The organism is Actinomycetospora endophytica (genome assembly GCF_021026375.1).
In the GTDB taxonomy this organism is placed as follows: Bacteria; Actinomycetota; Actinomycetes; order Mycobacteriales; family Pseudonocardiaceae; genus Actinomycetospora; species Actinomycetospora endophytica.
Genome location: NZ_JAJNDB010000001.1, coordinates 42,561 through 69,177, shown reverse-complemented (window position 1 = coordinate 69,177; position 26,617 = coordinate 42,561). Strand labels below are relative to the sequence as shown.

Genomic DNA, 26,617 nt, shown 5'->3' with positions numbered 1-26,617 from the left:
CGCCCTCGCCGGGATGGGATCCCCCGTCGGCCGCCACCTGTGAGCGCAAGGCGGTGCTCGGCGCTGGTCCTCGGCGGCGATGGCCAAATCGGGCCTCGCCGGCCCCTGTCGTGCCCACCGACTCTGGACGACGACAGCCCGGTGCACTTCTTAGCGACTCTTGCGCGCTAGCACCCGCGCGCCGTCATCGGCCATCGGAGAGCAGCCGTCACACATACGGCCCGAAGTCCTGCTGTCAAGTGTCCGAGCGGCGGATACGACTCGGGGACGGGCGAGGTTACAGCGCGTCGCTTTCGGCGCGGTGTGTCCCCGAGCCGCCCGCTCCTCGTGATCACGGCTTCTGGTCGGGCCTGGGCAACGAGTCCGCCAGGCGTTCCAGCCCCGAATGTGGTCCGAGAAGCATCCGGGGCCCGTCGGCGGGGCTCTCCATGAGAGTGAATCCTGCCGGAGGAGTCCATTCCGTCGGCGTCAACGGTAGTTCCACCACGCAGGGCGGATCCTCGTCGTGGTCGGGTTCGACGTCATTCCGGCGAGCGACGAGATCGTCGGGGCGCAGCACCCCCACCACGCGCCGGCGGTCGGCGGAGAGGACCGGGAGACCGCCGTCCGGGCCGGCGTGGGCCGCGAGGTCGTCGGCGGCTGCTCCCAGGGGGCGGTCCGCGGCCAGCACCGGGGACCATCGCAGCGTGCCCAGTGAGCGTCCGGTGCCGTCGAGCCCGGAGGCGGGTGCGGCCGCCTCACCGGCAGTGCGACGAGACCACCGGGGGGTGCCCGGAGGGTGCAGGTGGATGCCTCGTCGGGTCAGCTTCAAGGTGTAGATGGTCTCGGAGGACAGCGCGCGGGAGACCACGGTGGCCAGCACCACGGCGATCATGAGCGGGACGATGAGGTCCCACTCGCCGGTGATCTCGGCGACGATCACGACCGCGGTGATCGGCGCTCGGGTGGCCCCGGCCAGCACGGCGGCCATCCCGACCAGCCCGTAGGCGCCGGCGGGCCCGCCTCCGACCAGGCCGAACGCGTCACCGAGCGCCGTGCCGGCCATGGCCCCGAGGAACAGCGACGGCGCGAAGATGCCGCCCGAGCCGCCGATCGCCAGGGTGAGGCTCGTGGCGACCAGCTTGCCGACGAGCAGGACGAGCAGGAACCCGAATGCGTACGCCCCGGCGACACCTCCCTGCAGGACCGGATACCCCACGCCGTACATCTGCGGCAGCACGATCAGCAGCAGCCCGAGCAGCACCCCTCCCACGGCCGGCCGCAGCCACTCGGGGCCCCGCCAGAGGTGATCGGCCAGGTCCTCGGCGCCGTAGAGCGTTCGGGTGAACGCGATGCCGACCAGGCCTCCGACGAGCCCGACCACGGCGTACAGCCCGTACTCCCACGGCGAGCCGACCCGGAACGGGGGCAGCACGAGGAAGGTGCCCGCCCCCTCGACGGCCTGCGCCACGGCGTTGGCCACGGCCGACGCCGTCACCACGACCAGGAACGAGAGCAGGGAGAAGTCGAGGAGGATGATCTCCAGGGCGAAGAACACCCCGGCGATCGGGGCGTTGAAGGTGGCCGAGATGCCGCCCGCGGCCCCGCAAGCCACGAGCAGCCGCAGCCGGGAGGCGGGTACCCGCATCCATCGTCCCAGGCTCGAGCCCAGCGCCGAGCCGATCTGCACGATCGGCCCTTCCCGGCCCACTGACCCGCCGGTGCCGATGCACAGCGCCGAGGCCAGGGACTTGACGACGGCGACCCGGGGCCGGATCCGGCCGTCGTGCTCGGCGACCGCGAGCATCACCTCGGGTACGCCGTGCCCGCGGGCCTCGCGGGCCCAGCGGTACACCAACGGGCCGTACAGCAGACCGCCGACGACCGGCACCACCAGCAGGAACCACGGGCCGATCGCCGGCCACCACCGCCACGGCGCCCCCGGGGTCGCCGCGTAGTCCTGTTGCCCGGTCGCCAGCAGGGTGACCCCGTAGATCAGGTACCGGAAGACGACCGCCCCGGCACCGGCGCCCACCCCGACCACGACAGCCGCGACCCCCAGACCCGCCGGGGTGTCGACCAGCGCGGACCACGACCAGCGGTGGCGCGCGGCGAGGGGCGGGGCAGGAGCGGCCACAAGTCCTCCAGGAAGGTCGTCCTCGATCGTGGACACCGTGCCATTCCGCCACCCGAGGGCGTCCGTCAGCGGGGGTAGACACAGGACACTATTTGCGCAGTGCAATGGTCACAGCCGACCGAGCGCTGGACACCACGGCCGGACATGAACGAGGCCCGTTGACGCCCGATGCTGATCCCGCTGCACGACGGCAAGGTCCTGACGATGGGAGCGCTGACCATCGGCCGTTCTATAGGCGCCCGTCGAGGTCGTCGAGCACGGCGAGCATCGCCGGGCCGAGCTCGTCGGCGATGCTGGCAGGGTGTTCCCCGGCGAGGAGTCGCGGTCCGACTTCGTCGACGAGCATTTGGAACGGCCAGACAAGCGCCATCGCGTGGGCTTTCGCGACCGCTGGAGCCAGGTTGTCGGTGGCCGCCAGGGCGACGGCGATCCCATCTGCTTGGCGGTCCCGTGACTCCAGGGTGAGCCGTCGCAGGTAGGGGCTGGTCTGGGTGAGAGCCGGGAGCTCGCCGCGGGCCTGTTCGGGGTCCTGCGCGCGGAGCAGCGCGATCTCCGCCGCGAGCTCCTGGCGTAGTGCCGCGGCCGGTGAGATCCCCGGTGCGCGGTCGGCGACGAGCCGCCCGGAGCGCTCCTCGAACTCCTCGCGGCGGTCGAGCGCTAGGTGCTGTTTGGTCGGGAAGTAGTTGTAGACGGTCTGTTCGGAGACCTCGGCGGCCCGAGCGACGTCCCGGACGGCGACGTGCTCGTAGCCCTTCGCCCCGAACAGCCGCGCGGCCGTTGCGGCGATGTGGGCGCGCGTCCGCGCCTTCTTGCGGGCGCGCAGTCCGGGCTCGGTCATGCGCAGATCGTATCGAGCTGGCTCAAAATGTGGTGCATACCCTAAAGATATGGCGTACCTTAGTGAACCTCAACCAATGAGACACGGAGGACTCCATGACGGTCCTGGTCACGGGAGCCACCGGCACGGTCGGCTCGGAGGTCACTGCCCAGCTCACCGCGCACGGCATCGAGGTCCGCGCGCTCATCCGTCACGCTGCCGACGCGCGGGTCCCGGCCGGGGTCCGGACGGTCGAAGGTGAACTCACCGATGTCGAGGCGATGCGTGCCGCGCTCGACGGCGTCAGCGGGCTGTTCCTGCTCAGCCCGGTCACACCCGAGGAGCTGACCGGCACCCTGCTGACCCTCGACCTCGCCGACCGGGCCGGCGTCCGGGCGATCGCCTATCTGTCGGTGATCCACGCTGACCGCTTCACCGAACCACCGCATTTCGCCGCGAAGGGCGCCGCTGAGCGGATGATCACCGATCGCGGGCTGCCGGTGACGATGCTGCGCCCCGGCTACTACGACCAGAACGATCTCGAGTTGCGCGACGCGCTCACCGGCGACGGGGTCTACACACCACCGCTGGGCCGCGCCGGAGTGCTGGCGGTCGACGTCCGCGATCTGGCCGCCGTGGGGGTCGCCGCGTTGCGCGAACGACTCGACGCGACCTCGTCGCTCCCTCCGGAGACCCTCGACGTCGTCGCCCCGGAGCTGTTGACCGCAGAGACGATCGCCGCCACCTGGGCCGATCTCTTGGCCCGGCCGGTGCACTACGGCGGCGACGACCTCGACGGCTTCGAGAGCTCGATGGCCGAAGCCGGGGCGCCCCCATGGATGGCCCACGACATGCGACTGATGATGGCCCGGTTCGAGGTCGACGGGATGGCGGCGGCCCCGGGAACCGACGAACGACTGCGGGCGCTGCTGGGCCGGCCGATGCGCAGCTACCGCGAGTTTGCCGCCGACGCCGTGTCAGCGTGGGCCGCCGCAGCATGACACCCGCGACCGCCGTGCCTCGCGAAATCCTGCCAGCGGCGCGGCCTGGGGGAGCGGTGGATCGGCAACGATCGGGACCCACGGCGGGACCTGGGCCCGGGCGAAGGTCAGGTGCGAGATTCCGGCGAAGCCCATGCCGGCCCCGGCCGCATACCGGGCCACCTGCTCGCTGGTCGGGGGGCGGGACGCCCGAGGCGTGATCATGAGTTCTCTTCTCGTGTCCGCGGGATCAACGGCGCCCGGCGCCGAGTCGGATGGCATCGGCGGCTGCGGCCTCAGGGGCGTCGGTCGAGGAGGCCGCATCGCGTGCCGGCGTGCGGAGCATGACGGCCACGAGGACGCCCGCGACGACCGCGGCGATCCCGGTGACCATGAAGGCCAGGTCGAGACTCGAGGCGAACGCCGCGTGCAGCAGCTGGTCGAGGCGGGGACGTTGGTCGGTGGGGGCCGCGGCGAGGACGGACTGGGCCTGCCCGCCGAGCAGCGCGGTGGACGTCGTCGTCGGATCGGGAGCGGCGCCGGAGCGCAGGACAGTCGATGCTTGGGCGGCGGCAAGGCTGCCGAGCAGGGCGATGCCGATCGCCTGACCGAGCTGGCGGGCGGTGTTGATGGCGCCGGCGGCCATTCCCGAGCGGGCATCGCCGACGGCCTCGGTCGCCGTTCGCGACAGTGTGGGAACCGAGAGGGCGCAGCCGATGCCCATGAGCGCGAGGCCGGGGATGAGCGCGACCCAGCCGGCCTGCGGGGTGACCAGCCACGCGCTGATCAGGCCCCCGAGCCCGATCAGGGTTACCCCGCCGCCGATGGCCAGTGACCGCGGAAGCAGGTGCATGAACCGGCCGGAGAACGGCGAGATGAAGGCGACGAGCACGGGCAGGGGAAGGGAGACCAAGCCGGCCTCGATCGGGGACAGGCCCAGCAGGGTCTGGACCCAGACGGTCGTGTAGATCAGTACCCCGAAGGCGGAGAACGACAGCACCAGGGCGGCCAGCACGGTGGCCGCGAAGCGTGGTTCACCGAAGAGCGACAGCTCGATCAACGGCTGGTGGGTGCGTGCTTCCGCGGTGATGAATCCCGCGGCGCCGAGGACGGTCACGGCGAACAGGCCGAGCACCAGCGGCGAGCTCCAGCCGTCGGTGGAGGAGCGGATGAGGGCGAAGGTCAGCGCGCCCGCGGCGACGGTGAAGGTCGCGATGCCGGCCAGGTCGATGCGTCGACCGACCCGGCGGGTGACGGCGGGCACGACCGCGAGGGTCAGCGCGATGGTGACGATGCTGATCGGGACGTTCACGAAGAAGATCCACCGCCACGAGATCCCCTGGGTGAGCAGCCCGCCGACGACGGGTCCGAGGGCGGAGGCGCCGCCGCTGACCGCACCGAACACGCCGTAGGCGACGCCGCGGTCGCGGCCGGTGTAGGAGGCGTTGATCAGGGCGAACGTGGTGGCGAACATGGCGGCGCCACCGACGCCCTGCACCCGCTCGGGCCGCGACCAGGATCCCGGCGCTGGGCGCCAGACCGCAGGCGACCGAGGCGAGGGCGAACACCGCCAGCCCGGCCAGGAAGACCCGCCGGTGGCCACGGTCGTCGGCCACCGCTCCGGTGCCGATCAGCAGGACCGCCAGGGCCAGCGCGTAGGCGTCGATGACCCACTGCAACGAGCCGAACGACGTCGACAGGTCGACGGCCATGTTCGGTAGGGCGACGTTCACGATGGTCACGTCGACCATCAGCATGAAGCTGCCCAGAGAGATCGCGATGAGGGGCAACCACTTTCGCATGGGGGGCCTCCGAGGAGCGCGGGGTGCGACGAGCCTGCCGGGGTGGCGTGATCGTTCTGCGACCCAGGCTCGTCGCGTGACCCGGCAGACTCCTACTCATCAGGTAATCCTGTCCTACTACCTCCACAGCAAGGCGATATGCACGGGTGAAGCTCTACGGAAGCCCGCAAACGCAGGTTGATCTGCCAGACTCCCGGTGGAGAGAGCGGTCCGCTCAGGCCGCGGATCCGACCGCGTGGGCGGGTCGGGGAGGGTCGATCGATCCTCCCGAGCATTTCTGACGGTTGAGGCGGGACACGGACTCCGCCGAGAAGGTTCAAGGCCATCCGCGGAGAATTCTTCGTGGATCGACGCTCACGTCACCGCCCTGGGCGGGAACGACCATTTCGAGTGCTCGGTCCGTGATCGGCAACCAACCCGGACATGGCGAATACCCGCATTTCCGACCAGGGGCGAGCTCTGGATGTCCTCGTCGCCACGCCGGTGGTTCGCGGAGTGACGGTATACCTCTGTCCAACGAACAGCGACGGGTGGAATCCTCCAAGTGAACACCCAATAGCTGCTACTATCCGCTTCTGTGACGGTGATTGATGAGCTGATCCTCCAATGTCTCATCCTTGACGGTCGGGCCCCGTTCCGTCGCATCGCCGAGGTCGTGGGCGTCTCGGAACAGACCGCCGCGCGCCGGGTCCGTGAACTGCAGGGCCAAGGTCTCGCCCGCGTCGTGGTCGCACCGTCGAACTTCGCCCCGTCGCGACGCGCCTGGGCACTCCGCATCCGATGCCGTCCCGATGCCTCAGCGAAGCTCGCCGAAGCACTCGCGCAACGCCGCGACATCGGCTGGATCGCGCTGGTGTCGGGAGGAAGCGAGATCACCTGCACCACGAGCGGAGCGGTCGACACCGACGCCGACGGCGTTCTGTCTCACCTCCCGCACAGCCGCGCGGTCCTGTCGTTCACCGCTCAAGCGCTGCTTCGGCCCTTTGCTGCCAGCACCGCCGAATGGACCCTGTTCGACGAGCGTCTCGACGACGAGCAGGTCGATCACATGATCCGCCCGGTGTCCGAGCCGGCCCCGCCCGACACCGCTGTCCTCGATGCCGACACCCCACTGGTCGCCGCGTTGGCACGCGACGGTCGGGCCAGCGCCGCCGCCCTCGCCCGCGAGACCGGATGGCCGGCCTCGCGCGTGTCCGCACGACTCGATGGCCTGCTCGGCAGCGGACTGCTGCACGTGGCCACGGACTTCCTGCCCGAAGCCTTCGGCTACAGCGCCACGGCGATCATGTACCTCACGGTCGCTCCCGGACGGATCGTCGAGGTCGGTGAAGCCCTCGCGACCCACCGCGAAACCGGCTTCGTTGCCGCCACCACGGGATCGGCGAATCTGTTCGCCGTGGTCACCTGCCGGAGCTCCGACGACCTGTTCCGCTACGTCAGCGAGCAGATCGGCGCCCTGCCCGGCGTGGCCCAGATGGATCTCGCGCCCTATCTGCGGCGTATCAAGCAATGGCAGAGCCGCGTCGCCCACCACCGTCTCGTCGCAGAACCATGATCGGATGGCCGACTGCGGCGACGACGATGCCCAGCGCGAGCACGAACAGGTAGAACGGCGGGGCGGCGGCCTACGCAGCCCCGGTCAGGCTGCTGCAGCGGGCCGTCAGGGTGTGCGCCCCTAACAGCACGGCGCCGGCGACGGCGACCCATACCGGTAGGCGGCGGCCGCGTCGGAATGCGGTAACGGCTCCGTCGAGAGACTCGAGCCAGCAGTGGGGGAAGGGAACTCGGTGTCGACGGTGTTCGGGTACCCGCAGCCCGCCCGGCCCCGGGACGCACTGATCGGGGCGCGCTCCGTCGCAGTCGGTTCAGCCGGCCGATGGATCACCGGTGACGGCCCCGCCTCTCGCGGGTCGTCGAGCCACCGTGGGTCCACGCCTGGGGGCGCAAGGGAACGCAATCTAGAGACGGTCGATCTCGACGGAGGGTCCGACGCGGTCCGATCGGACAGGATCGCTGCGCAGCGCCGGCCAACACCGCCCCCGGCACAGCGCTGCGACCCAGGAGGCCAGCGGGTCGAAGGCACCGTCACGACCGGACCCGGTCACGCTGCTCCTCACTCGCGCTCTGGAGGACGATGACGGAGGGCGGGAGAGCAGCACACGTCCACCAGGTCGGACTGCTCCGGGCGCGCCAGTAGCACCTCGTCGCGGGCGAGGGAGGGAACCAGCAGCGTCAGGCCCTGCCCGAACGCGACCTCAGCCCACGTGGCCATCGCCAGCGAGCAGAGTGTCCAGGCCATCAGCGCGCTGGCATCAAGAACTTCCCCTCGGGCGGCCGCGGGCAGCGGCGCCGAGAATTTCCGGCGGAGTACGCAGGAGGCGTCTGCTACGGGGTGGGGAGAGATCATTCGGTTTGCCACGGCGCTGCAAGCCCGGTCACCAGCGGGTTGTTCGGGCTTGCAGCGGGCTCGCCGGGGGCGGTGCGCGGGATGAACACCTGCCAGTCGCCGCTGACCATCGTGGGGTGCTCGACGACGCGTGCGCCGTCGGCGAAATAGGTCGCGCCGAGCACCATGCGCGGCTGGGTGGTGCGGTTGGCGCCCGCGGTGTGGAAGCACAATGTGGAGTGGAAGCTGACGTCGCCCAGCGCGAACGGCTGGTCGTGGATCACCGCGCCCGCCTCACGCAGCGTCTGGGCGACCCGACGGTCGTAGGACGTTCCGACCTTGTCGAACGCGAGGTCGGCCAGTAGCCGCCAGGTGTCCATGCCGCGGGCGAAGGACAGCGGTCCCATGGCTGCGGGTACCGGTTGCAGCGGCATCCAGGTGGAGATGACGTCGTGGGAATCAAGCGGGAAATGGTGCGCGTCGTGGTGCCAGGGGGTGCGCCCAGCGCCGGGTTCCTTGCACAGGGCGCTGTCGTGATAGAGCCGCAGTGCCTCGACCTCGAGCAAGGCCGCGCAGATTCGGGCGATGCGGGGGGAGAGGACGGCGGCGCGGACGAGTGGGTCCTCGCGCCAGATCATCTCGCGGGCGCGCAGCGCGGATCCCTTCGCGTCGGCGAGCAGGCCGCCCAGGCGGCGGCGCAGGACCTCGGCGGCGCCGGGGGAGACCACGTCGGGCAGGACGATGAACCCGTCCTCGGCGAAGGTCTCCACGGCCCGGGGCGGCAGGTCGTAGGGCTCGGCCAGCTCGGCGACGATCGTGTCGTCGTCGGGTAGGTAACCGAGATCGAGGGCGGCGAGCGCGACGAGATCCCCAGCCGGGCCGCCGTCGTCGGCCAGGGACATGTACCAGTCCCACCATTGGTCGTTGTCGCCGTCCCAGGCAGGTCCGACGTCATCGGCTTCCCCGGCCTCGGTGGCCGCGCTGAGGTACGGGTTCGGGCTCATGCGGGCACCTCCCAGGTGATCACGTCGACCTCCTGGTCGAAGCGGTAGTCACCACTGACCCGGCACTCGGCGAGGTAGTCACCGACCGGTCCCACGGTCTCCATGCGGTCCAGCGACACCGAGTCGTCGAAGACGCAGCGCTGCAGGAAGCCCTCGACCACGGCCCGTTCGCCGTTGCCGACCTGATAGCGGATCGTCGTGGCGCGTGGGGCGGCGCCCGCGGCGGTCAGCGCATCGGTGACCTGATCGGCGCTCGTGAACGGCACGGCATCAGGGGCGAACGTGGCGGCGAAGGCCTCGGCGAAGCGCAGATAGTGGGAGGCGGTCGTGGCGTGCACGATCGCCCCGAACCCGCCCGGACGCAGCGCGGCGTGCATGCGGGCGACCCCGGCGCCGATCTGATCGGGGGGCGCCGCGTACAGCGCGTGGGTGGCCCAGGCGGCGTCGAACCCGCCGACGGCGGCGGGCAGGTCCTGTAGTCGAACCTCGTGCTCGGCGGCCGCGACCAACGGCGGGCGCAGCACCGAGCGGGCCTCGCGGATCGAGAACGGGGACGGGTCGAGCAGATCGAGCTCGACCCGCAAGTCACCGACGGCGCCGGCGAGACCCTGACGCACCAGCTCGGCCGGAAATTTCCCGCTCCCACAGGCCACGTCGAGGACCCGGACACGACCGTGATCGGCGTGTCCGCGCAGATCGGCGGCCCATTCCCGCGCGGCCACCATCTCCCGGTAGTCCTCGATGGCCAGGGCGTAGAACGCCTCCATGCCGGCCCGTCGTGGCTCGGCCCAATGGGCCAGACTGCGCTGCTCGGTGGTGCCCTGCTGCGACATTGTCATCGGCCCCCCAGACCGGCCCCCGGACGCGCGCCCGGAGGTCAGCGCGGCCGTGATGAGCCTCCGACCGGTCGGCATCGGATGTGAAGCGGATCGCTCAAGGCCCAAGCGAGCGAACCACGCGCCGGCGGGCACCGCGACCGGAGGCGCCGCTCCGCTGATCGGGTCGGCGGTGCCAGCGCCAACCCCTCAGACGGGCGGACTGTCGGTCGGTGAGTGCTTCGGCATGACCCGAGGGGCCGGGCGAGGAAGTCCTGCACGCCGGCCCTGGTTCCGGCGGAGCTCGCGGGGTCCTGCGATCCACACCTGACGGCCCGGAGCCGGCCGGTAGAACGTCCGCGCGACGTGCTGGCTGCCGCTATCGCATCGCCTCGGGGCGCCGGGCGGGCTCGAGCGGCGATCATCGCAGCGATGAGGAAGAAGCTGGCTTGGATGTCGAGTAGCAGCGAGAGCGGAAGGGTTGTGGCGAGTAGCCCGGCGGCGAGGCTGCCCGGGACACCGAGATCGGCGGGGTCGACGGACACTGTCGTCCCGGTGACGTGTATCCGAATAGCGTCACAGACATCCACATGGCGCAGCTTTGGACATGGCGTGATACTGCCGCTCCGTGTTCCGGGGCCGAACGTGTTTCAATCTGACGCGTACTTCTTGGTATGTGTCAGTCGGGGGATTGAGGCGAGGTACGGGGCGCCCGTCTATGCGCCACGAGGTCGCCCATGAGATCGAAATGCTTGAACTGCAGATTTTGCGACTCCTTTGCTGTCGGAACGAGCTCCTCGAGGTGGCCATACGTTCAGAAGTCCGGCGCGGCGAGGTGCGCGAGTTCTTGGAGGCCACGTTGCAGCGGTGCATACGAATCGCTAACGCCCACGATCTCGACGCGCACGTCGCAGCCTTCTTGACGTCCGACTGCGACGATGACGGGAGCACGTCGAGAGGATCGGCAGCGCGAGGTGCTCGGGCGTTGCGAGACGAAGCGACGCCGTGGGCTCCGCGCTTCGACGACGAGTAGGTCTTTCGAGCGGCGCATGCATTACGCACGGCTAGCGCAGGGCCGTTGATGATGCCGGCTATCACGGTGTTACGGCGACGAGGGTGCCACGTGCTGCCTGGCTCAACCGACGCAGGATGGCCTTCTCGTGCTGCTACTACTCATTACTTCGGCCCTCGATCAGCCGAGTGAGCAGCTCAGCGATCTGGACTTGCCCGGCCGCAGTGGCGTCCAGCTTGCCGCGTACTTCGGTGAAGCCCGATGCGACCTGCTCCCCGAGCGCGTTGATCGCAGAGCGGTTGGCGTCAACCTTGATCCCGACGTCGGCCAGGTCGCGATCGCGGGCGGCAGCTAGATGACGGGCTGCAGCGGCGTCCGCGGCAACCTCAACCATGCGCGCTTCCAGAGCGGCCAGCCGTGCCTCGAAGTCCGGCGGTTGCGACACGGTCGGAGCCTACCTGTGCCGCTCGAGCAGCAAGGCGAGGCGCAGAACCTGCAGCTGCCGGGACTGGCGGGAGCGGGCACGTAACCTGCGCCCGATCGCTGCCGCGCCCGATCGGTATGCCTGACCCGACGAGGCGCGATCGGGCTGGCCGCATCGATGATGCCCACCACGGAACTGGGCGGGTGTGGCCGCCCGCTCGCCGAGGTCCCTGACCCGGGGGCAACGGGGTCTGGCAGCGCGGAAGCTCGACCGGGTCGGTCCACGGGTGGCCGTCTGGTCAGATTCGCTCAAGTGCGCACGTCGTGACGCTCGCGAGCGTGACCGAGACGTTCCCGTGGGGGTTGCCTGGATGTACTCGGGGGAACGTCTTCTACGTGGCGGTTTCAGGGCGGGTCGATCGCTTTCAGCGCGAACACCGCTGGGCCGGCTTCCCGCTCGCGGTCCTCTACAAGTTCATCGACGATCTCGGCAGCTATCAAGCCGCCCTGCTGACCTACTACGGCTTCGTCTCGCTGTTCCCCCTCTTGCTGCTTGCGGTCACTATTCTCGGCTACATCCTGGCGGGCGATCCCGCCGCTCAGCAGGCCGTGCTGACCTCGGCCCTGCGCAACTTCCCGGTCATCGGTCAGGAGATCGGCGCGAACGTCCACGCCCTGCACGGCAGCCTATGGGCTCTGATCGCGGGCATTGCAGTGAGTGTCTACGGCGGGCTCGGCGTAACCCAGGCCGCGGTGACCACCATGTGCCAGATCTGGGCGATCCCGGTCGCCGAACGACCCGCGCTGCCATCCGCCTACAGCCGGGGTCTGACGATGTTGCTCGTCGTCGGCGGCGGCGTGCTGCTCACGACCGCGCTCTCGGGGCTCACTACAGCGGTGGGCGATTCTCTACCGGAGTGGGCCAGCGGTCTCGTCGCGCGGTTGGTGCCGGTTGTCGTCGCGACAGCGATCAACGTCGGAACCTTCCTCGTGGGCTACCGCCTACTGACACCGCGACCTCTGAGCTGGCGTCAACTCGCGCCCGGCGCGCTCGCCGCAGCCTTGGCCTGGCAAGCACTGCAGCTGACCGGCACCTACCTGATCGGACACGAGCTGCAGGGGTCCAGCGCGAGCTACGGACTGTTCGGCATCGTGCTCGGGCTGCTGCTCTGGCTCTACCTCGGCGCCACGATCGCGCTAGTAGGAGCACAGATCAACGCGGTGCGCGTGCTCGGGCTCGCCCCGCGCAGTCTGCTGGCCGTCGTCGCCCCGGGCGACCGCGCTGTCACCAAGGGCGATCAACGTGCCTATCGGGCCTACGCTGCCAGCCAACGCCGCAAGTCGTTCCAAACAGTGGCGGTCGGCTTCCTGGCTGACCGGCCCCCGAAACTCCCGCCTGCCTCCCGCGCCCGGCCTGGAGCGCCCAGTGGTCAGATGACATTCGACGACCTGCTGCTCGAGGACCGTCCGTCTCGGCACCGGCCCCGCCACCTGCATCGGCCGCGCTGGTTTCCGCGCCAGGACCGTGATGCGATGCTCCCGGAGCCGGAGCGCTGAGCACCTCCGAAGGACCTGGACAGACCCCGGCGCGCTCCCCGTGAGGAAGACCGCCACGTTGCGCTCGACCCGTTCCCCGAACGAGCCGGCGGGGCGCAAGGTGGCCTCCACCGGGCTGCTCCCCTCACCCGACGAGGCTCAGAAACACCCACTGCGCGTCCGGCGCCAGCCCCGCCAGCCGGCGCCCGCACCCATGCAGCACTCCCGGGCCGGAGGTGACGTGCTGGGTGCCGCCGTGCAGGTCCCGGAACACCCGGTTGAGCGGGCCCTCGCGCAGCGCGGCGGTGCCGGCCCAGCGGTAGACGGTCTGCCCGATGTCGTGCGCGGTCCAGGTGGCGGTGTTCAGCGCGAGCCGGGTGAGGGTCTCCTGGTCGATCGAGAGGGTCTCGCCGCGGTCGAGCATCGCCTCGTTGTCGGCCCAGACTTCCATGTTCCAGGCCCGCGCCGAGCGCAGCGACGCCTCGGCGCGGGCGTAGTCGGCGTGGAACTCAGCGGTGTCGACGCCTGCGCCGGGGCTGCCGGTCTTGGCTGCGACGATGGCTTGCATCTCGTCGAGCAGGCGCCGCGCCACCCCGAGGGCCCACCCGGTGTGCCCGATCCCAGCGAGGTTGGCGACGCCGAGTCGATAGAGCGCGCCGCCGAGACGCGGCTGTGTCGTCGCGCCGGGGTAGACGTACTCGGCGGGCACGAACACGTCGTCGAGGTGGTAGTCGATGCTGCCGGTGGCGCGCAGCCCCATGACGTCCCAGTTGTCCACCAGCGTCGCCTGCTGTTTGGGCAGCGTGAACACCAGCATCTCGCCGGTCTGTTCGACGAGGGCGGCGGTGTGCACGTGCGTAGCGTGATGGAGCCCAGAGGCAAACTGCCAGGAGCCGGAGACGCGGTAGCCGTCCTCGACGGCGACCGCCCGACCGGGCCTCGTGCCCTGCCCGGCCGCGCGCACCTCGCCGTCGTAGGGCGCGGTCAGCGACCGCCAGGCGGACTCGCCCAGGTAGGCCGCCGTCGCCCCGGTGATCATCTCGACGGCCATGGCCACCCACGCCGTGGAGGCGTCCGCGCGGGCGAGGGTTTCGATCGCCGTGATCTGCTGGCGGGGGGTGAACTCGCTGCCGCCGAGCTCGAGAGGCATTCCGATGGTCCAGACCCCGATGTCGTGTAGGGCCTCCTCGATGCGTGGGCTGAGCCGGCCGGCCGCCTCGGAGTCCTCGGCCTCGGTGCGCAGCAGCGGGTCGAGCCGCTCGAGGCGGGCCATCATCTTCTCGACTCCGTCGGCGGCGTGACGGCCGTCGCGCAGCGCGCCCGCCGCCTGGTCCGTGCCGGGTCGGGTCGCCTGGTCGGTCATCATGCCTCCCGCGCCGCCGCGGCCCGCGCGTCGATCCAGCGCAGCACGACGGCGAGCGTCTCTTCGGAATTGGTCTCGTAGGTCAGGGCGTGGCCGTTGCCGGTGACGCCGTGATCGGGCAGATGGACGCGCTCGACCGCTGCGCCCCCGACCGCAAGCCAGGCCGCGACGTCGTCGGCGAAGTCGGCGAACATCGACGCGCCCCCGGTGACCAGGGCGACCGGGAGGTCGACGAGTGCCGGGACGCGCAACGTCGCCGGGTCGGCCGCACGGGCGTCGGCGGCGCTCGCCCGCGGCGGGTCGTAGGTCAGTGGCGCCGCGGTCAGGCCCCAGTCGAGCGTGCCGATCCCGGGGAAGGTCGCGAACGCCGGGCCGATGGGCTCGATCGCCACGAGCGCCCGCACCAGGGCGGGCCGCCGATCGGCCAGCAGCCACCCGCTCGGACCGCCGGCGGAGTGGGTGACGACGACGGCGGGTCCGAGCAGGTCGAGCAGCGCGGCCAGCCGGTCGGCGTCCATCCGCTGCGACTCGGCCAGGTCGACCGGGAGTGCCCCCAGCGGCGCGATCCAGCGGTCGGTCGCGGCTTCGTCGTCGGGATCCAGCGGCCAGCGGGTGTGGTCGGGCCGGTCCGGGAAGAACAGCGCCTGCCCGGTGCCGTAGTCGAACTGGGGGCCGAGGGTCCCGACGACGTCGGGGTGGGCGGGAGAGCGGCCGTGGCCGGGGCGGTCGACGACGAAGGTCGGGTAGCCGGCCGTGACGTATCCCGCGGCCCAGCCTGGCCGACCGTCGGGCGTGCCCAACCAGTCCGTGCCCTGCCCGCCGCCGCCGTGCACGAGCACCACCGGCGGCCGGTCGGTCTCCTCGGCCGGCGCCTCCCACGCGACGAACATCGGGCCCTTCGCGCGGATCGCGCCGTCGTCACCGACCACCCGCTCGCCCGGCACCCAGAAGTGCCCGCGCCGGGTCGTCGTCGGGACCACCGACTCCCAGAACCGGGACGCCACCGCCGTCACGACGGGGCCTCGATCGGCTCGAGCCTGGAGAAGATCTCGTCGCGGCGGTGCTCGAACTGCTCGGGCAGCTGGAAGCGCTGCCCGAGCTCGTGCGGCGACTCGTCGCAGGTCCAGCCACCCTCCTGGTGCGTCACGGCCAGCTCGAACAGCGCGCCGGCCGGGGTGCGCACGTAGACCGACTTGAAGTACTTGCGGTCCTTGAGCTCGGAGATGTCGGTATAACCGTTGCCCTCGATCTCGAACTTGAGCTCGTCCTGGTTCTGCAGGGTCTCCAGGTTCCAGGCCACGTGGTGGAAGGTCCCCGCGCCGTAGCGCCAGGTGCCCTGGTCGTCGGTGGTGTCGGCGACGAGCTCCACGTGGTTGCCCAGCGGCTCCTTCCCGACCTGGAACCCGGCGCGATCGCCGTCCTCGGTCACCGTGCCCTGGGAGTGGAAGACCTCCTCGGCGAACTCGACCATCCGTTCCGGGGTCGCGACGTGCACCCCGACGCCGTGGATGCCGTGGATCGCGTGCTCGGGCGGGACGCCGGCGCCGGCGAAGCCCCGCCGCGGGTCTCCGTCGTTCGCGACCAGTGCGTACTCGATGCCGCAGGGGTGGCGGAAGAGCAGTCGTCGGCGGTCGAACACCTCGGCGTCGGTCACCTCGACGTCATGGTCGGCCAGACGCCGCGACCAGAAGTCCAGCGAGTCCGCGGAGACCGAGAGCAGCACCTCACGGGCCTGGTTGGTGCCGCGGCGCCCGACGAGGCCCGCCTGGCGCCACGGGAACGTGGTGAGTACCGCCGACGGGTCGCCGGCCGCGTTCGAGTAATACAGGTGATAGATCGGTAGCGAGCCGTCGAACAGCACCGTGCGCTTGATGAAGCGCATCCCCAGGACGCCGACGTGGAAGTCGACGTCCTCCTGCGCACCGCCCACCGAGAGCGTGATGTGGTGGGAACCGCGGATGTGGGACACCGCGACACCTCCTCGTCGGAATCGCCCGTGACGCTAGGTGTGGCCCACGTCTCGCGGCTCTCGTTACAGTGCAGGGACCTCTCCGTCCGCTGCACTCCTCGGGCGGGGCCGGCCGGTGGGAGGTGCCCCGGTGGACGACGAGGTCCAGGACCTGGACGCCTGGCAGGGCGCCGTGACAGGGGCGCTGCTGCGGTTCGACGTCGAGTGCTCGCGGCCCGAACGCTTCCGCGGCAGTGTGAGCCGCCACCGGCTCGGCGAGACCTCGCTCATCGCGATGACCTCGCATCCGCACCGCGCGGTCCGCGCGCCCGAGCACCTCGGCGACGGGCCTGGCGAGTACCTGCTCTCGCTCCAGCTCGCGGGTACCGCCGAGTTCCGGCAGGACGACCGGGTCGGCCGCGTCGGTCCCGGTGACATGGTGTTCTACGACTCCGGTCGCCCCGTCGAGATCGTCAGCGGCGAGGGGTACCGCAGCCTGTGCTTCCGCTTCCCGACGACGGGACCGGGCACGGCGGATCTGCGCGGCTACGGCAGGGCCGGCGAGCTCACCGCGACAACGCTCGACGGCGCTCACGGGCTCACCCCCGCCGTCGCCGGGCTGCTCACCGGGCTGCACGAGACGCTCGAGCAGTCGGATGTCGCGTCGCGACCCGAGTCCGTGCTGGCGACCGCGCGGCACGCCACGGAGCTGGTCCGCACGCTGTTCGACGACGAGCTCTCCCGACGCGGGCTGCTGGAGCGCCGGGATCCGCACGAGGAGCTGCGGACCCGGATCGACCGCTACATCGACGAGCAGCTGGCCGACCCGACGCTGTCGCCGAGTTCGATCGCGGCGGCGATGTTCGTCTCGCCCCGTCATCTGCACGCCCTGCTCGCCGAGGACGGCCGCACCGTCGCCGGGACCATCCGGCAGCGCCGGATCCAGCGCTGCCTGGCCGACCTCGCGGATCCGGCATATGCCGCCGAGCCGGTCTCCGCGATCGCCCAACGTCGGGGGCTGCCGAACGCGACCCGCTTCGGACAGCTGGTCAAGCATGCCACCGGCCGGACACCCGTGGCCTACCGTCGCGCGGCGCTCGGGAATGGTGCCGGGTGACCACAGCCCTGCACGCCGCCGGGGTGGTGGTCGAGGTCCGGGGTGAGCCGGTCGGGAGCGGGGTCCTCACGGTGGTGCTGCTGCACGGCCGCGACCAGGACCCGACGTGGATGTACGACCACGTGCTCGACCGCCTCACCCACCATCTCTCCGGGGTGCGGATCACGTGGGCCGCGCCCGCGGCACCGGGTCGGTCCTGGTACTCCGGTCGCGTCCACGATCCCCTCGACCACACCGCGGCCGAGCGGGAGCGCGCCGACGAGATCATCGACCGGCTCACCGAGGTGCTGGCCCCCGGCCGTGGCACACCGGTGGTGCTCGCCGGGTTCTCCCAGGGGGCCTGCCTGGTCGCTGACCAGCTCCTGCGCGGGCGGCGGCACTGGGCGGGTGCGCTCATCTGGACCGGCGCCGCGTTCGGCCCCGCGGGCACGCCGTGGCCCGCTCCGCCCGGCCCGGCGCCGCTCGCGGGCCTCCCCGTCCTGGTCACCAACGCAGAGGCCGACGTCTGGGTGCCGCTGTCCGCCACGCAGGCGCTGGCCGACGTGCTACGCAGCCACGGGGCGGAGGCCGAGCTGCGGGTGCAACCCGGCCGCGGCCACGAGGTCGCCGACGACGAGATCGCGGCCGCCGCGCGGTTGCTGCGTCGGGTCGCCGGACGCTGAGAGCGGAAGCGTTCAGCGCATCGCCCGGGCAGGGCCACCCGTCGATGTCGACCAGGCGAATGGCCGGGGCGCTGATGAGCTGGCGAATGACGTCGGCGGGCGTCGCGAGCCTGCACTCCGCGACGGCGAATCACGAGGTCCAGGCCTCGCTCTGCTCGCCGGACCCCAATGGCGGAGCGGCGGGCCAATCGCCTCCTCCGAGGTCTCGGGGAGGTAGCTGGTAGGGCCGCCGTGGCGCTCCGCCGATGCCCTCCTCACCCGAACAGGTCGCCGGCCAGCTCGCGGCGATCGCGGTGCACGGCGTGGCCACCCCGGAGGCCCCGCCCGCGCGCACCGCCGTCGCGGCCAACGAGGTCCACCGCGGGACGCGAGGTTCAGACTGGCGCCTGGCGAATCCCGATCAGATTCCCGAACGGGTCACGCAACTGACACAGCCGCTCTCCGGTGAACACCGTCTTCGGTCCCCGGTGCGCTACCGCCCCGTTCCTGGTCCATTCGGCCACAAACGCGTCGACATCCTCGACGTCCCAGTAGGCCACCGTTCCCTGAAGACCGGGTTCGTTGTACTCGTCCGAGCGGTGCACCGTCAGCCGCGCCGGCGCTGAACGCTCACCGAGCTCGAACATGGCCAGTTGGTCTTGCGTCGCTACCGGTTGCCGGCCCAGTCGCGCGGCGTACCACGCCGTCGCAGTCTCGAGATCGTCCACGAACAGGAACACGTTCACCACAGGCCCGAACACGCCCGCCATCTTCGGCCTCGAGCCTGCCGTCAGGCCAGGTGCGGCGGGGGTTTCGACTGCTCCGGCCCCGTCGGGACCTGGTTGAAAGATCAGATGTCCCGACCGCTCAGGCCGGTCGATCCTGCCCCGGGAGAGAGGCCAGGAACGCCTCCGCAGCGTCCTGGACTCGTTCCCGGTCGCCGGTGGCGAGCAGGTCGAGCAGCAGCCCGCGCAGGGTCGCGATCACCAGGGTCGCCCGGCGGGTGGCGGTGGCCGGGTCGACGTCGGGTCCCTGGGCGTCGACCAAGGAGCGCAACCAGTCGGCGACGACCCGGTCCAGGAACGCCCCGAACTGCTCCGGGGCCTGCAGCGCCCGCCCGTAGACGGCGAAGAACAGCCCGAACTCCGCGGCCCGCTGCGGAGCCGAGGTGCGGTTCCACGCGGCGCGCGCCGCGGCGGCCAGGCCGGGCCGCTCGCCGAGCAGGTCGTCGGTGTCGGTGAGGATGCGCTCGCGCAGCCGTCCGAGGACCGCCTCGAGCATCTGCTCCTTGGAGCCGAAGCGGTGCACGAGCGTGTTCGGCGAGACCCCGAGGCCGGCAGCGAGTGGACGCCACGAGACCTCGGAGAAGCCGTACTCGACCGTGTAATCGACCACGGCGTCGAGCAGCTCGGCCCGCCGCCGGTGGTCGATGGGGCGTCCCGCCGCCATCGCTGGTTCTCCTCCCAGGTTAGTGGTACGAGTGTACAACGAATTAGGGAGGCTTCTCATGCACGTGTTCGTCACGGGAGCGTCGGGCTGGGTGGGTCGTGGGCTCGTGCCCGATCTGCTCGGCGCCGGCCACACCGTCACCGGCCTCGCCCGGTCAGAGTCCTCGGCCGACGCCGTGCGCGCCGCGGGAGCACCGGTCCGGTCCGGGTCGCTCGACGACCTCGACGGCCTGCGGGCCGCGGCGCAGGAGGCCGACGGTGTCGTCCACCTCGCGTTCAAGCACGACATCGCGTTCAGCGGCGACTACGCCGGGGCGAGCGCCGCCGACCGGGCGGCCATCGAAGCGTTCGGCGAGGCCCTGGCCGGGACCGGCAAGCCGTTCGTCATCGCCTCGGGAATCCTCGGTGTGCTGGGGCTGGCGCCCGGCGTCGTCGCCACCGAACGCGACGGCCTGGCCGGGGACCGCAGCGGGCCGATCAGCGGTGGTGGCGGTCGGATCGCCAACGCCACGTCGACGCTCGCCCTCGCCGAGCGGGGCGTGCGGTCCTCGGTGGTGCGCCTCCCGCCGGCCACCCACGGCGACGGCGACAACGGATTCCTTCCCACCGCCATCCGGTTCGCCCGGGAGAAGGGTGCCGTGGCCTACGTCGGCGAGGGCCTCAACCGCTGGCCGTCGGTCCACCGTGACGACGCCGCCCGGGTCTTCCGCCTCGCGCTGGAGTCGGCGCCGGCCGGGACGGTACTGCACGCGGTGGGGGAGGAGGGCGTCGCGATCCGCGGCGTCGCCGAGGTCCTCGCCGCCCACCTCGGGATCCCAGCCGTCTCCGTCGCCCCGGACGACGCCCGCGAGTACCTCGGCTGGCTCGGCGGCTTCTGGGGGGTGGACGGGCCGGCGTCCGCGGCGATCACCCGTGACCTGCTCGGGTGGGAACCCAGCCGCCCAGGCCTGCTCGCCGATCTCGACCTGAGCCACTACTGGGCCTCCGACAGGTGAGTACCGGCCGAGGCGGTCAAGCAGCACAAGACCTGCTCGGGTGGGAACCCAGCCGCCCAGGCCTGCTCGCCGACCTCGACCTGAGCCACTGCGGACCCGGCTGGGGAAACCGGAGTCGACGCGTTCGAGGGGTGATCGCCGCGGACGCCGGCCCGTCCACCCCCAGTCCCGGGAGCAGGAGCCCGCCCCAGGGCAGCGCCTGTGTCGTCGGACACAGCAGGGCCTCGCAGGTTAGTCAACGGGCCGGGGCTGGCCACCGAAAACCGGCTGTTCGCCCTGGTTCTCCTTGGTCCGATAGGCGTCGATCTGGCGGTGCAGGTCGACCACGTTCCACCATCGCGTGCGGTTCGGATCGGTGCGGGCAGGGGTAGCGATGTCCGCCAGCGCGAACCAGATCAGTGCGGTCTCAGTAATCCCCACCGCCTCGGCGGCCGTCGCGGTGTCCAGCACCGGTCGGGCCCGATCGAGCAATCCGAGTATGTCCAGCAGGTCCCGGGCATCGTCCGGGCCGGTGGCGTTGGCGGCGACGACCAGGGCGGCCCGGTGGGCGTGCTCGGCCGGGATGGTGCTGTCGGCGGCGGCTTCGAGGTCGGGTCGCCGCGGTTGACCAGCGCCCTCGGGACCAGTCACCGCTGGTCGCCGCCGGGAACGGCGTAATAGCTCGGCTGCTCACACATGCGCGATTACCTCCTTACCAGCGGGCACCAGCCGCCCGACGCAGGTTCCGAGACATCAGGCCGATGTCGGCCGACCCTACGAGCGGTGTCCCGTCGAGTTGATGGCCCGAATTGCGACATCGGGTGGAGCCGGGCAGTTCCTCGGGGTCGCCGTTGGCCGGCGAGGCACGAGGTGATGCTGTTCGCGTACCCGCCCGAAGCCGTATCCCCTGGCGTCGGCGAGGCCGCGAAGGCCTCGTCGTGGTGGCCCCGGGTGCGGTGCCAGCGAAGGCCTCGGCGATGGCCGGTCGATCAACCGTGAGAGGGCGCCGAGCTCGAGTGGCCTCTGTCGGCCACCAAGATCCAGCGCCATCGGCTGCGCGACCGAATCTCTGCGGAGCTCGCCGGCAAGACGTGAGCGCCCTGGCGAGCCCGGGGATCCGGGCGGTCGCTCGGTGCACCCCTGATGCTCGCCACGTTTCCGCGTGCCGGGTGGGAACGGCCGCATCGGTGGGACGCCAGGGGCAGGCGCGCGACGCCGTCCGCGTCGGCATCCGCTGGTCCGCTGGTCCGAGATAGACCTGACCAGTTCGCCGCAGCGCCTCGGCCCGCCCGGCTCATCCGCGACGGATGAGGCGGGCAGCCGCGGCCGAGGGGAGTCTGACGAGCGACCCGGAGCCGATGCTCGCGGAGGGGTGGCACGACCTCGAGGGCCGGTCCCCGGCGTGACGAGCACCGTGAGGCGGCGGAGTGTCCACGACCCCATCACCGACGGGCCCGGGCACCGGCCCGCCCTCGCCCGAGCCCTGGGCCGAGAACGTCGACCCGGCGGCGGTGCGCGCCCGCATCCACGAGCTGCACCGGCGCCACGCGGGGCTGCCGGTCGAGCAGATCGTTTCGTTCTACCCACCCGAGGCTGAATCGTGGACCGACCTTTTCGGTCTCTCCGGTGTGCACGTCTCGGGCGTGCGTGTCTCGGTCGGCGACTGCGAGCAGCGGTTCCCGCTGCACTCGATCTCCAAGGTCTTCACCTACGCCCTCGCCCTCGAGGACAACGGACGGGAGGCCACCCTCGATCACGTCGGTGTCGAGCCCTCCGGTGACCCCTACAACTCGATCAGCTTCGACGAGGAGCGCAACCGCCCGCACAATCCGATGGTCAACGCGGGGGCTCTGGTCGCGACCAGCCTGATCCGCGGACGCACCCCGGAGGAGAAGGTCGGACGCCTGCTCGAACGGCTCCGCCTGTTCTCCGGCAACACCGAACTGCACGTCGACGCCGAGACCCTCGACCAACAACTCAAGGTCAACGACCGCAACCTTGCCACCAGCTACCTGATGCGCTCGCTGGGAATGCTCCACGGCAACATCGAGGACAACATCCTGGTCTACCTGTCGGTCTGTTCGGTCATGGTGACGACCGATGAGCTCGCGGTGATGGGCGCGACGCTGGCGAACGGAGGCACGAATCCATTGACCGGGAACCCGGCGATGCCGTCCGAGCACGCCCGCGACGTCACCAGCGTCATGACCACCTGTGGAATGTATGACGCCGCCGGCCAATGGTTCTACGACGTCGGCATCCCGGCCAAGAGCGGCGTCAGCGGCGGCATCGTGGCCGCCATCCCCGAACGGATCGGCATCGCGGTCTACTCGCCCGGGCTCGACGCCCACGGCAACTCCGTCCGCGGCGTCAACATTTGCCGCGACCTGTCGACCAACTTCGGGCTGCACGTTTTCGCAGCTCCGCGTCGACGGGTCTTCACCTGACGCGACACCACAAGCGCCCGAAGGAGTCCATCCGCCTCCGAGCAGGGTGCCCGGGGGACGGCATACCCGAGATCGGAACCGAGCCCGACTCGCAGGCCCAAGATCCTGGGCGCTCGCCCCCGGCACAGCGGTCCCGGGGAGGATCACGACTCGAACGGCGCCAGACCAACCTTCAGCACCCGGCCCGGCCCGGCTCGGCTCGGCGGACCTCGCCCGAGCGTGGAGCTCGCCCGGGGTCGTGGGCAACGGCTCGGTGACGTCCGCGTCCGCCCACCGAGGCGCGGCGAGCGGGCGTCCCCGAGCCCGCTCGAGGACGTCCTCTTGGACCGCCCGCACCGCCCAGCCGGCCGCGGCGACGATCTCGGCCCGCTCGACGGGATCGAACCGATCGTTGGCCGCGGCGGCAGGCAGCGCCCGGGTGGTGGTGATCCCGCTCGGCGGCATGGTCAGCACCACCCGCGACCGGTCCCGACACACCCGCCGCCAAGAGCCCGATGGGGCTGGGCGATCGCCACGTCGAGACGCCGAGCGTCACCCCGACCAGGCGGCCCGGTCCCCGGTCGCGAGGAGTGCCCCAATGATCAGCACGTCCAGCACGATCATCAGGATGGACCAGACCGGGTAGGCGGGCAGCCACGCCAGCTGCACGATCGCGTTGAGCGCCACGAGCACGATCGCGGTGCCGCGCGCCCAGCCCGGCACGTCGCCGCGCAGCAGACTCAGGCCCACGATGAGCACGAGCGCCCCGAGCACGATGTGCAGCCAGCCCCAGCCGATGAAGGTCAATGCAACCACCACCCCGTTCCCCTGCACGTAGGTCGTGGGCAGGAACAGGGCCAGCACACCTTCGATCACGCCGAACCCACCGACCACGGCCATCAGCACGCCACCGAAACGAACCCATCCGGTTCATGCCGGGGTGGGACCGCGTGGGTTCGACTCGTCCGCGGCACGGGGGTAGGGGATCGACCGTGCCGACGTGGACGGCGCTTGTTGCTCGGTCATCGTGGTCTCCTCTGAGCTGCGAACGACCGGTGGGACCCAGCGCTCACGATCGGCCCCCCGAGCGAGCGCGTCCTCATCCTGAGGGGACGAGCTACGGCCGGTGCTCGTCGCCCGGATGGTCGGAGGAATTGGGCGCCCTGGGCGTTGGCCCGATGTCGCACACATCGATGGTGCCGGCGTCGGGGCCGTCGGCGTGTCTCACCCGCGCTAGGTGAGGCACGGCGCGCGGTCCGTGGCGAGACTGGCCAGCGAATGATCCTCGGTCGAAGGGATGTCTGGCAGATGGCCACGTTGACCGTGTGGAAGTTCGCGACGTCCGACGGCGCCGATACCGCTGTCAGCACGTTGAAGTCTCTGGAAAATCAACGGCTGATCGAGCTGCATGACGCGGCCACGGTGTCCTGGAAGCCGGGCGCGAAGAAGCCCACGACCCGCCAGCTCCAACCGCTCGTCGGAATTGGGGCGACGGGCGGGATGTTCTGGGGCCTGCTGTTCGGTCTGATCTTCTTCGTCCCGCTGCTCGGCGCGGCGGTGGGCGCCGCGCTGGGCGCCGCGGTCGGGTCACTCGGAGACGTCGGGATCGACGACGACTTCATCAGCCGACTCCGCGAGCAGGTGACCCCGGGCACCTCGGCGCTGTTCGCGCTGACCTTCGACGCGGTGCCAGACAAGGTCCAGGAGGCCTTCGGCGACCTCCAGCCCGAGCTCATCCAGACCAACCTGTCCGCCGACCAGGAAGACGCCCTGCGCGAGAGCTTCGCCTGACCTCGGTCCGGGGCAGCCTTCGAGCGAGGACGAGGAACCGACCACCCATGTACTCCCACGGATCGCGATCGGATGACGGTGGTGCGCGAGGCATCGTGAGAAGGTCCAGCACCGCCGAGAGCCGTGACATCTCGGGCGATGCCGCGGTCGCGATCGACCTGCAGCGCCGGGTCCCGGTCGATATCCCGGCGCTGGGTCCGGTCGTGCTCATCGCGATGTGGGGGGCGCTCACCGTCACGGTGATCGTCGGGCGCGAGGCCCGATGACGGTGGGCACCGCGCGATGGATGCCGTTGGTCGCCCTCGGGGCGGCGCAGTTCCTGGTGGTGCTCGATACCTCGGTGATGAATGTGTCGATCAGTCAGCTGGTGGCGGACTTCGCCACCGACGTGACCACCATTCAGCGCGTCATCACCGTCTATACGATGATCATGGCCGCGTTCCTGCTCACCGGTGGCGCGATCGGGGACGCGATGGGCCGACGGCGAATCTTTGCCACCGGTCTGGTCATCTACGGGATCGGGTCGTTGTTGACCGCGCTCGCCCCGACCGTCGGGGTGCTCACCCTCGGTTGGTCGATCATCGAGGGCCTCGGGGGCGCCCTCGTGCTGCCGGCGCTCGCCGCCCTGGTGGGTGGGAACTACGCCGCAGGACGTGAACGGGCGCTGGCCTACGGGGTGGTCGGCGCCTTGGCCGGGGCGGGGATCGCGGTCGGGCCGCTGCTCGGCGGCTGGGTGACCACCTACCTGAGCTGGCGGCTGGTCTTCGCCGGCGAGGTCGTGCTGGTGGCCCTCATCCTGGTGGGTCTGCGATGGGTCGACGACGCCCCACTCGAGGGGCCACGACCCCGCCTCGACCTGGTCGGCGCGGCCCTGTCAGCGCTCGGGATCGCGCTGGTCGTACTCGGTGTGCTGCAGAGCACGACCTGGGGCTGGCTACGCCCGCGCGATCCGAGCCTGTCGTTGCTCGGTTTCGCGCCCACCCTGTTCGTGGTGGCCGCCGGTCTCGTGGTGCTGACCCTTCTGCGGACCTGGGTGCGCCATCGCGAGGCCGTCGGGCGGGACCCGTTGATCCGATGGTCGCTGACCGCGGTCCCTCCGCTGCGGGCCGCCCTGTGGTGTCTGCTGGCCCAGAACTTGGTGCTGCTCGGACTGTTCTTCTCCATCCCGCTCTACCTGCAGGTGGTGCTCGGGCTCGACGCCTTCCAGACCGGGCTGCGGCTGTTGCCGATCTCGGCCACCATGCTCATCACTGCCCTCGCCGCACCGAGGCTCGCTGGGGTCCTTGCACCCCGGCAAGCCGTCCGGCTCGGGTTCGGCATCCTGTTCGTGGCGATCCTGTGGCTGCTCGCCAGCGTCGAGCCGCAGCTCGACGACGTGGGTTTCGCCGGCGCCACCGCTCTGCTCGGGATCGGGATGGGCCTGTTGGCCGCCCAGCTCGGCAACATCGCCCAGTCGAGCGTCGGGGAGGACGACCGCGGTGCCGCGGGCGGGCTGCAGTACACCGCGCAGAACCTCGGTTCATCGCTCGGTACCGCCTTTGTCGGTTCCGTGCTCATCGCCGCCCTCGGAGCCGCCGTCACCCGAGGAATCAGCGACGACCCTCGCGTCTCCGCCGACCTCGCCGGCCAGACCGGAGTGGCCATCTCCGGCGGCCTGGACTTCGTCCCGCTGGCCCAAGCAGAGGCCGCGCTCACCGCGTCCGGCGTGCCACCCGATCAAGCTGTCGCCGTTGTCGAGAGCTACGCAGAGGCCCAGCTGCAGGCCCTGCGGGCCGGAATGCTCGCGGCCGCCGCCGTGGCGCTGGCGAGCCTGCTGGCCACCGCCGCGCTACCTGCCGTGACGCCACCGCGGGAGCCCCGGAACGTCACGACCCCGGCGTGAGAGGAAGAGTCAACCGCGACAGCGGTACGGGTTCGTCGTGATCCCGCGCGCCCAACACGTCACGGTAGGGCGGCGCACGCCCGGAGCCAGCGGCGGCGCTCGAGGCGGGTGCGGCCTCTCGTAGCTCTCCGTGCTC

23 protein-coding genes and 2 pseudogenes are annotated in these 26,617 nt (G+C 71.1%); 10 read left to right on the top strand and 15 right to left on the bottom strand.

Annotated elements, in window-relative coordinates; translation table 11 throughout:
- Window positions 1–331: 331 nt before the first annotated feature.
- Together LQ327_RS00350 and LQ327_RS00345 are read right to left on the bottom strand one after the other, a co-directional pair.
- Window positions 332–2,116 carry a chloride channel protein gene (locus LQ327_RS00350; RefSeq protein ID WP_230729498.1) on the bottom strand — a complete coding sequence of 595 codons (1,785 nt, stop codon included), beginning with the start codon at window positions 2,114–2,116 and terminating at the stop codon, window positions 332–334.
- Between the two features lie 229 nt (window positions 2,117–2,345).
- Window positions 2,346–2,954, bottom strand: a complete 609-nt coding sequence (locus tag LQ327_RS00345; protein WP_230729496.1) for a TetR/AcrR family transcriptional regulator — start codon at window positions 2,952–2,954, stop codon at window positions 2,346–2,348.
- Window positions 2,955–3,049: 95 nt separating this feature from the next.
- Between LQ327_RS00345 and LQ327_RS00340 the strand changes: the two genes are divergently transcribed.
- Window positions 3,050–3,934, top strand: coding sequence for an SDR family oxidoreductase (locus LQ327_RS00340; RefSeq protein WP_230729494.1), 885 nt, complete (start codon window positions 3,050–3,052; stop codon window positions 3,932–3,934).
- Between the two features lie 229 nt (window positions 3,935–4,163).
- Here LQ327_RS00340 and LQ327_RS00335 read toward each other — a convergent pair whose 3' ends face one another.
- On the bottom strand, window positions 4,164–5,411 hold the full coding sequence (locus tag LQ327_RS00335) for an MFS transporter (RefSeq protein ID WP_308286226.1): 1,248 nt from the start codon (window positions 5,409–5,411) through the stop codon (window positions 4,164–4,166).
- 13 nt (window positions 5,412–5,424) lie between these two features.
- Window positions 5,425–5,715, bottom strand: a pseudogene (locus LQ327_RS35175) (MFS transporter); the annotation flags it as partial.
- Window positions 5,716–6,292: 577 nt separating this feature from the next.
- On the opposite strand from LQ327_RS35175, the gene LQ327_RS00330 reads away from it, so the two are divergent.
- Complete coding sequence (locus LQ327_RS00330; RefSeq protein WP_230729493.1) at window positions 6,293–7,270, top strand: Lrp/AsnC family transcriptional regulator; 978 nt, start codon at window positions 6,293–6,295, stop codon at window positions 7,268–7,270.
- A 558-nt stretch (window positions 7,271–7,828) separates the two neighbouring features.
- Here LQ327_RS00330 and LQ327_RS00325 read toward each other — a convergent pair.
- From LQ327_RS00325 to LQ327_RS00310, 4 genes are all read right to left on the bottom strand, one after another.
- Window positions 7,829–8,014, bottom strand: a complete 186-nt coding sequence (locus tag LQ327_RS00325) for a hypothetical protein (RefSeq protein WP_230729491.1) — start codon at window positions 8,012–8,014, stop codon at window positions 7,829–7,831.
- Window positions 8,015–8,118: 104 nt separating this feature from the next.
- Window positions 8,119–9,105, bottom strand: a complete 987-nt coding sequence (locus LQ327_RS00320; RefSeq protein WP_230729489.1) for a phytanoyl-CoA dioxygenase family protein — start codon at window positions 9,103–9,105, stop codon at window positions 8,119–8,121.
- A complete protein-coding gene (locus LQ327_RS00315; protein WP_230729488.1) occupies window positions 9,102–9,944 on the bottom strand; it encodes a class I SAM-dependent methyltransferase in 843 nt (280 codons plus the stop codon). The genes LQ327_RS00320 and LQ327_RS00315 overlap by 4 nt, the downstream gene beginning before the upstream one ends.
- 1,145 nt (window positions 9,945–11,089) lie before the next feature.
- Window positions 11,090–11,377 (bottom strand): hypothetical protein, encoded by a 288-nt coding sequence (locus tag LQ327_RS00310; protein WP_230729486.1) that lies wholly within the window; start codon window positions 11,375–11,377, stop codon window positions 11,090–11,092.
- A 317-nt stretch (window positions 11,378–11,694) separates the two neighbouring features.
- On the opposite strand from LQ327_RS00310, the gene LQ327_RS00305 reads away from it, so the two are divergent.
- On the top strand, window positions 11,695–12,912 hold the full coding sequence (locus LQ327_RS00305) for a YihY/virulence factor BrkB family protein (RefSeq protein ID WP_230729484.1): 1,218 nt from the start codon (window positions 11,695–11,697) through the stop codon (window positions 12,910–12,912).
- 124 nt (window positions 12,913–13,036) lie between these two features.
- On the opposite strand, the gene LQ327_RS00300 is transcribed toward LQ327_RS00305, so the two are convergent.
- From LQ327_RS00300 to LQ327_RS34455, 3 genes are read right to left on the bottom strand one after another with little or no spacing between them, the layout of a single operon-like run.
- Window positions 13,037–14,254, bottom strand: coding sequence for an acyl-CoA dehydrogenase family protein (locus tag LQ327_RS00300; RefSeq protein ID WP_230729483.1), 1,218 nt, complete (start codon window positions 14,252–14,254; stop codon window positions 13,037–13,039).
- Window positions 14,254–15,267, bottom strand: a complete 1,014-nt coding sequence (locus LQ327_RS00295; RefSeq protein WP_230729479.1) for an alpha/beta fold hydrolase — start codon at window positions 15,265–15,267, stop codon at window positions 14,254–14,256. The genes LQ327_RS00300 and LQ327_RS00295 overlap by 1 nt, the downstream gene beginning before the upstream one ends.
- Window positions 15,264–16,223: a VOC family protein gene (locus LQ327_RS34455; protein ID WP_230729471.1), complete on the bottom strand. Its 960-nt coding sequence runs from the start codon at window positions 16,221–16,223 to the stop codon at window positions 15,264–15,266. The genes LQ327_RS00295 and LQ327_RS34455 overlap by 4 nt, the downstream gene beginning before the upstream one ends.
- A gap of 130 nt (window positions 16,224–16,353) precedes the next feature.
- Between LQ327_RS34455 and LQ327_RS00285 the strand changes: the two genes are divergently transcribed.
- Together LQ327_RS00285 and LQ327_RS00280 are read left to right on the top strand one after the other, a co-directional pair.
- Window positions 16,354–17,319 (top strand): AraC-like ligand-binding domain-containing protein, encoded by a 966-nt coding sequence (locus LQ327_RS00285; protein ID WP_230729461.1) that lies wholly within the window; start codon window positions 16,354–16,356, stop codon window positions 17,317–17,319.
- Window positions 17,316–17,981: an alpha/beta hydrolase gene (locus LQ327_RS00280; RefSeq protein ID WP_230729460.1), complete on the top strand. Its 666-nt coding sequence runs from the start codon at window positions 17,316–17,318 to the stop codon at window positions 17,979–17,981. Before LQ327_RS00285 ends, LQ327_RS00280 begins: the two co-directional genes overlap by 4 nt.
- Before the next feature lie 374 nt (window positions 17,982–18,355).
- Here LQ327_RS00280 and LQ327_RS00275 read toward each other — a convergent pair whose 3' ends face one another.
- Complete coding sequence (locus LQ327_RS00275; protein WP_230729458.1) at window positions 18,356–18,730, bottom strand: VOC family protein; 375 nt, start codon at window positions 18,728–18,730, stop codon at window positions 18,356–18,358.
- Between the two features lie 97 nt (window positions 18,731–18,827).
- Complete coding sequence (locus tag LQ327_RS00270) at window positions 18,828–19,409, bottom strand: TetR/AcrR family transcriptional regulator (protein ID WP_230729451.1); 582 nt, start codon at window positions 19,407–19,409, stop codon at window positions 18,828–18,830.
- A 58-nt stretch (window positions 19,410–19,467) separates the two neighbouring features.
- Between LQ327_RS00270 and LQ327_RS00265 the strand changes: the two genes are divergently transcribed.
- Window positions 19,468–20,403, top strand: a complete 936-nt coding sequence (locus tag LQ327_RS00265) for an SDR family oxidoreductase (protein ID WP_230729449.1) — start codon at window positions 19,468–19,470, stop codon at window positions 20,401–20,403.
- 231 nt (window positions 20,404–20,634) lie between these two features.
- Here LQ327_RS00265 and LQ327_RS00260 read toward each other — a convergent pair whose 3' ends face one another.
- Window positions 20,635–21,033, bottom strand: coding sequence for a hypothetical protein (locus LQ327_RS00260; protein WP_230729448.1), 399 nt, complete (start codon window positions 21,031–21,033; stop codon window positions 20,635–20,637).
- Between the two features lie 776 nt (window positions 21,034–21,809).
- Here LQ327_RS00260 and glsA point away from each other — a divergent pair.
- Window positions 21,810–22,829 (top strand): glutaminase A, encoded by a 1,020-nt coding sequence (glsA, locus tag LQ327_RS00255; protein WP_230729447.1) that lies wholly within the window; start codon window positions 21,810–21,812, stop codon window positions 22,827–22,829.
- 531 nt (window positions 22,830–23,360) lie between these two features.
- Here glsA and LQ327_RS00250 read toward each other — a convergent pair.
- Window positions 23,361–23,720 (bottom strand): annotated as a pseudogene (locus tag LQ327_RS00250) (DUF7144 family membrane protein); the annotation flags it as partial.
- Between the two features lie 396 nt (window positions 23,721–24,116).
- On the opposite strand from LQ327_RS00250, the gene LQ327_RS00245 reads away from it, so the two are divergent.
- The 3 genes from LQ327_RS00245 (at window position 24,117) to LQ327_RS00235 (ending at window position 26,481) form a co-directional block, all read left to right on the top strand.
- Complete coding sequence (locus LQ327_RS00245; RefSeq protein ID WP_230729437.1) at window positions 24,117–24,599, top strand: DUF1269 domain-containing protein; 483 nt, start codon at window positions 24,117–24,119, stop codon at window positions 24,597–24,599.
- Between the two features lie 95 nt (window positions 24,600–24,694).
- A complete protein-coding gene (locus tag LQ327_RS00240) occupies window positions 24,695–24,865 on the top strand; it encodes a hypothetical protein (RefSeq protein ID WP_230729435.1) in 171 nt (56 codons plus the stop codon).
- Window positions 24,862–26,481 carry an MFS transporter gene (locus LQ327_RS00235; protein WP_230729433.1) on the top strand — a complete coding sequence of 540 codons (1,620 nt, stop codon included), beginning with the start codon at window positions 24,862–24,864 and terminating at the stop codon, window positions 26,479–26,481. The genes LQ327_RS00240 and LQ327_RS00235 overlap by 4 nt, the downstream gene beginning before the upstream one ends.
- Window positions 26,482–26,617 lie beyond the last annotated feature (136 nt).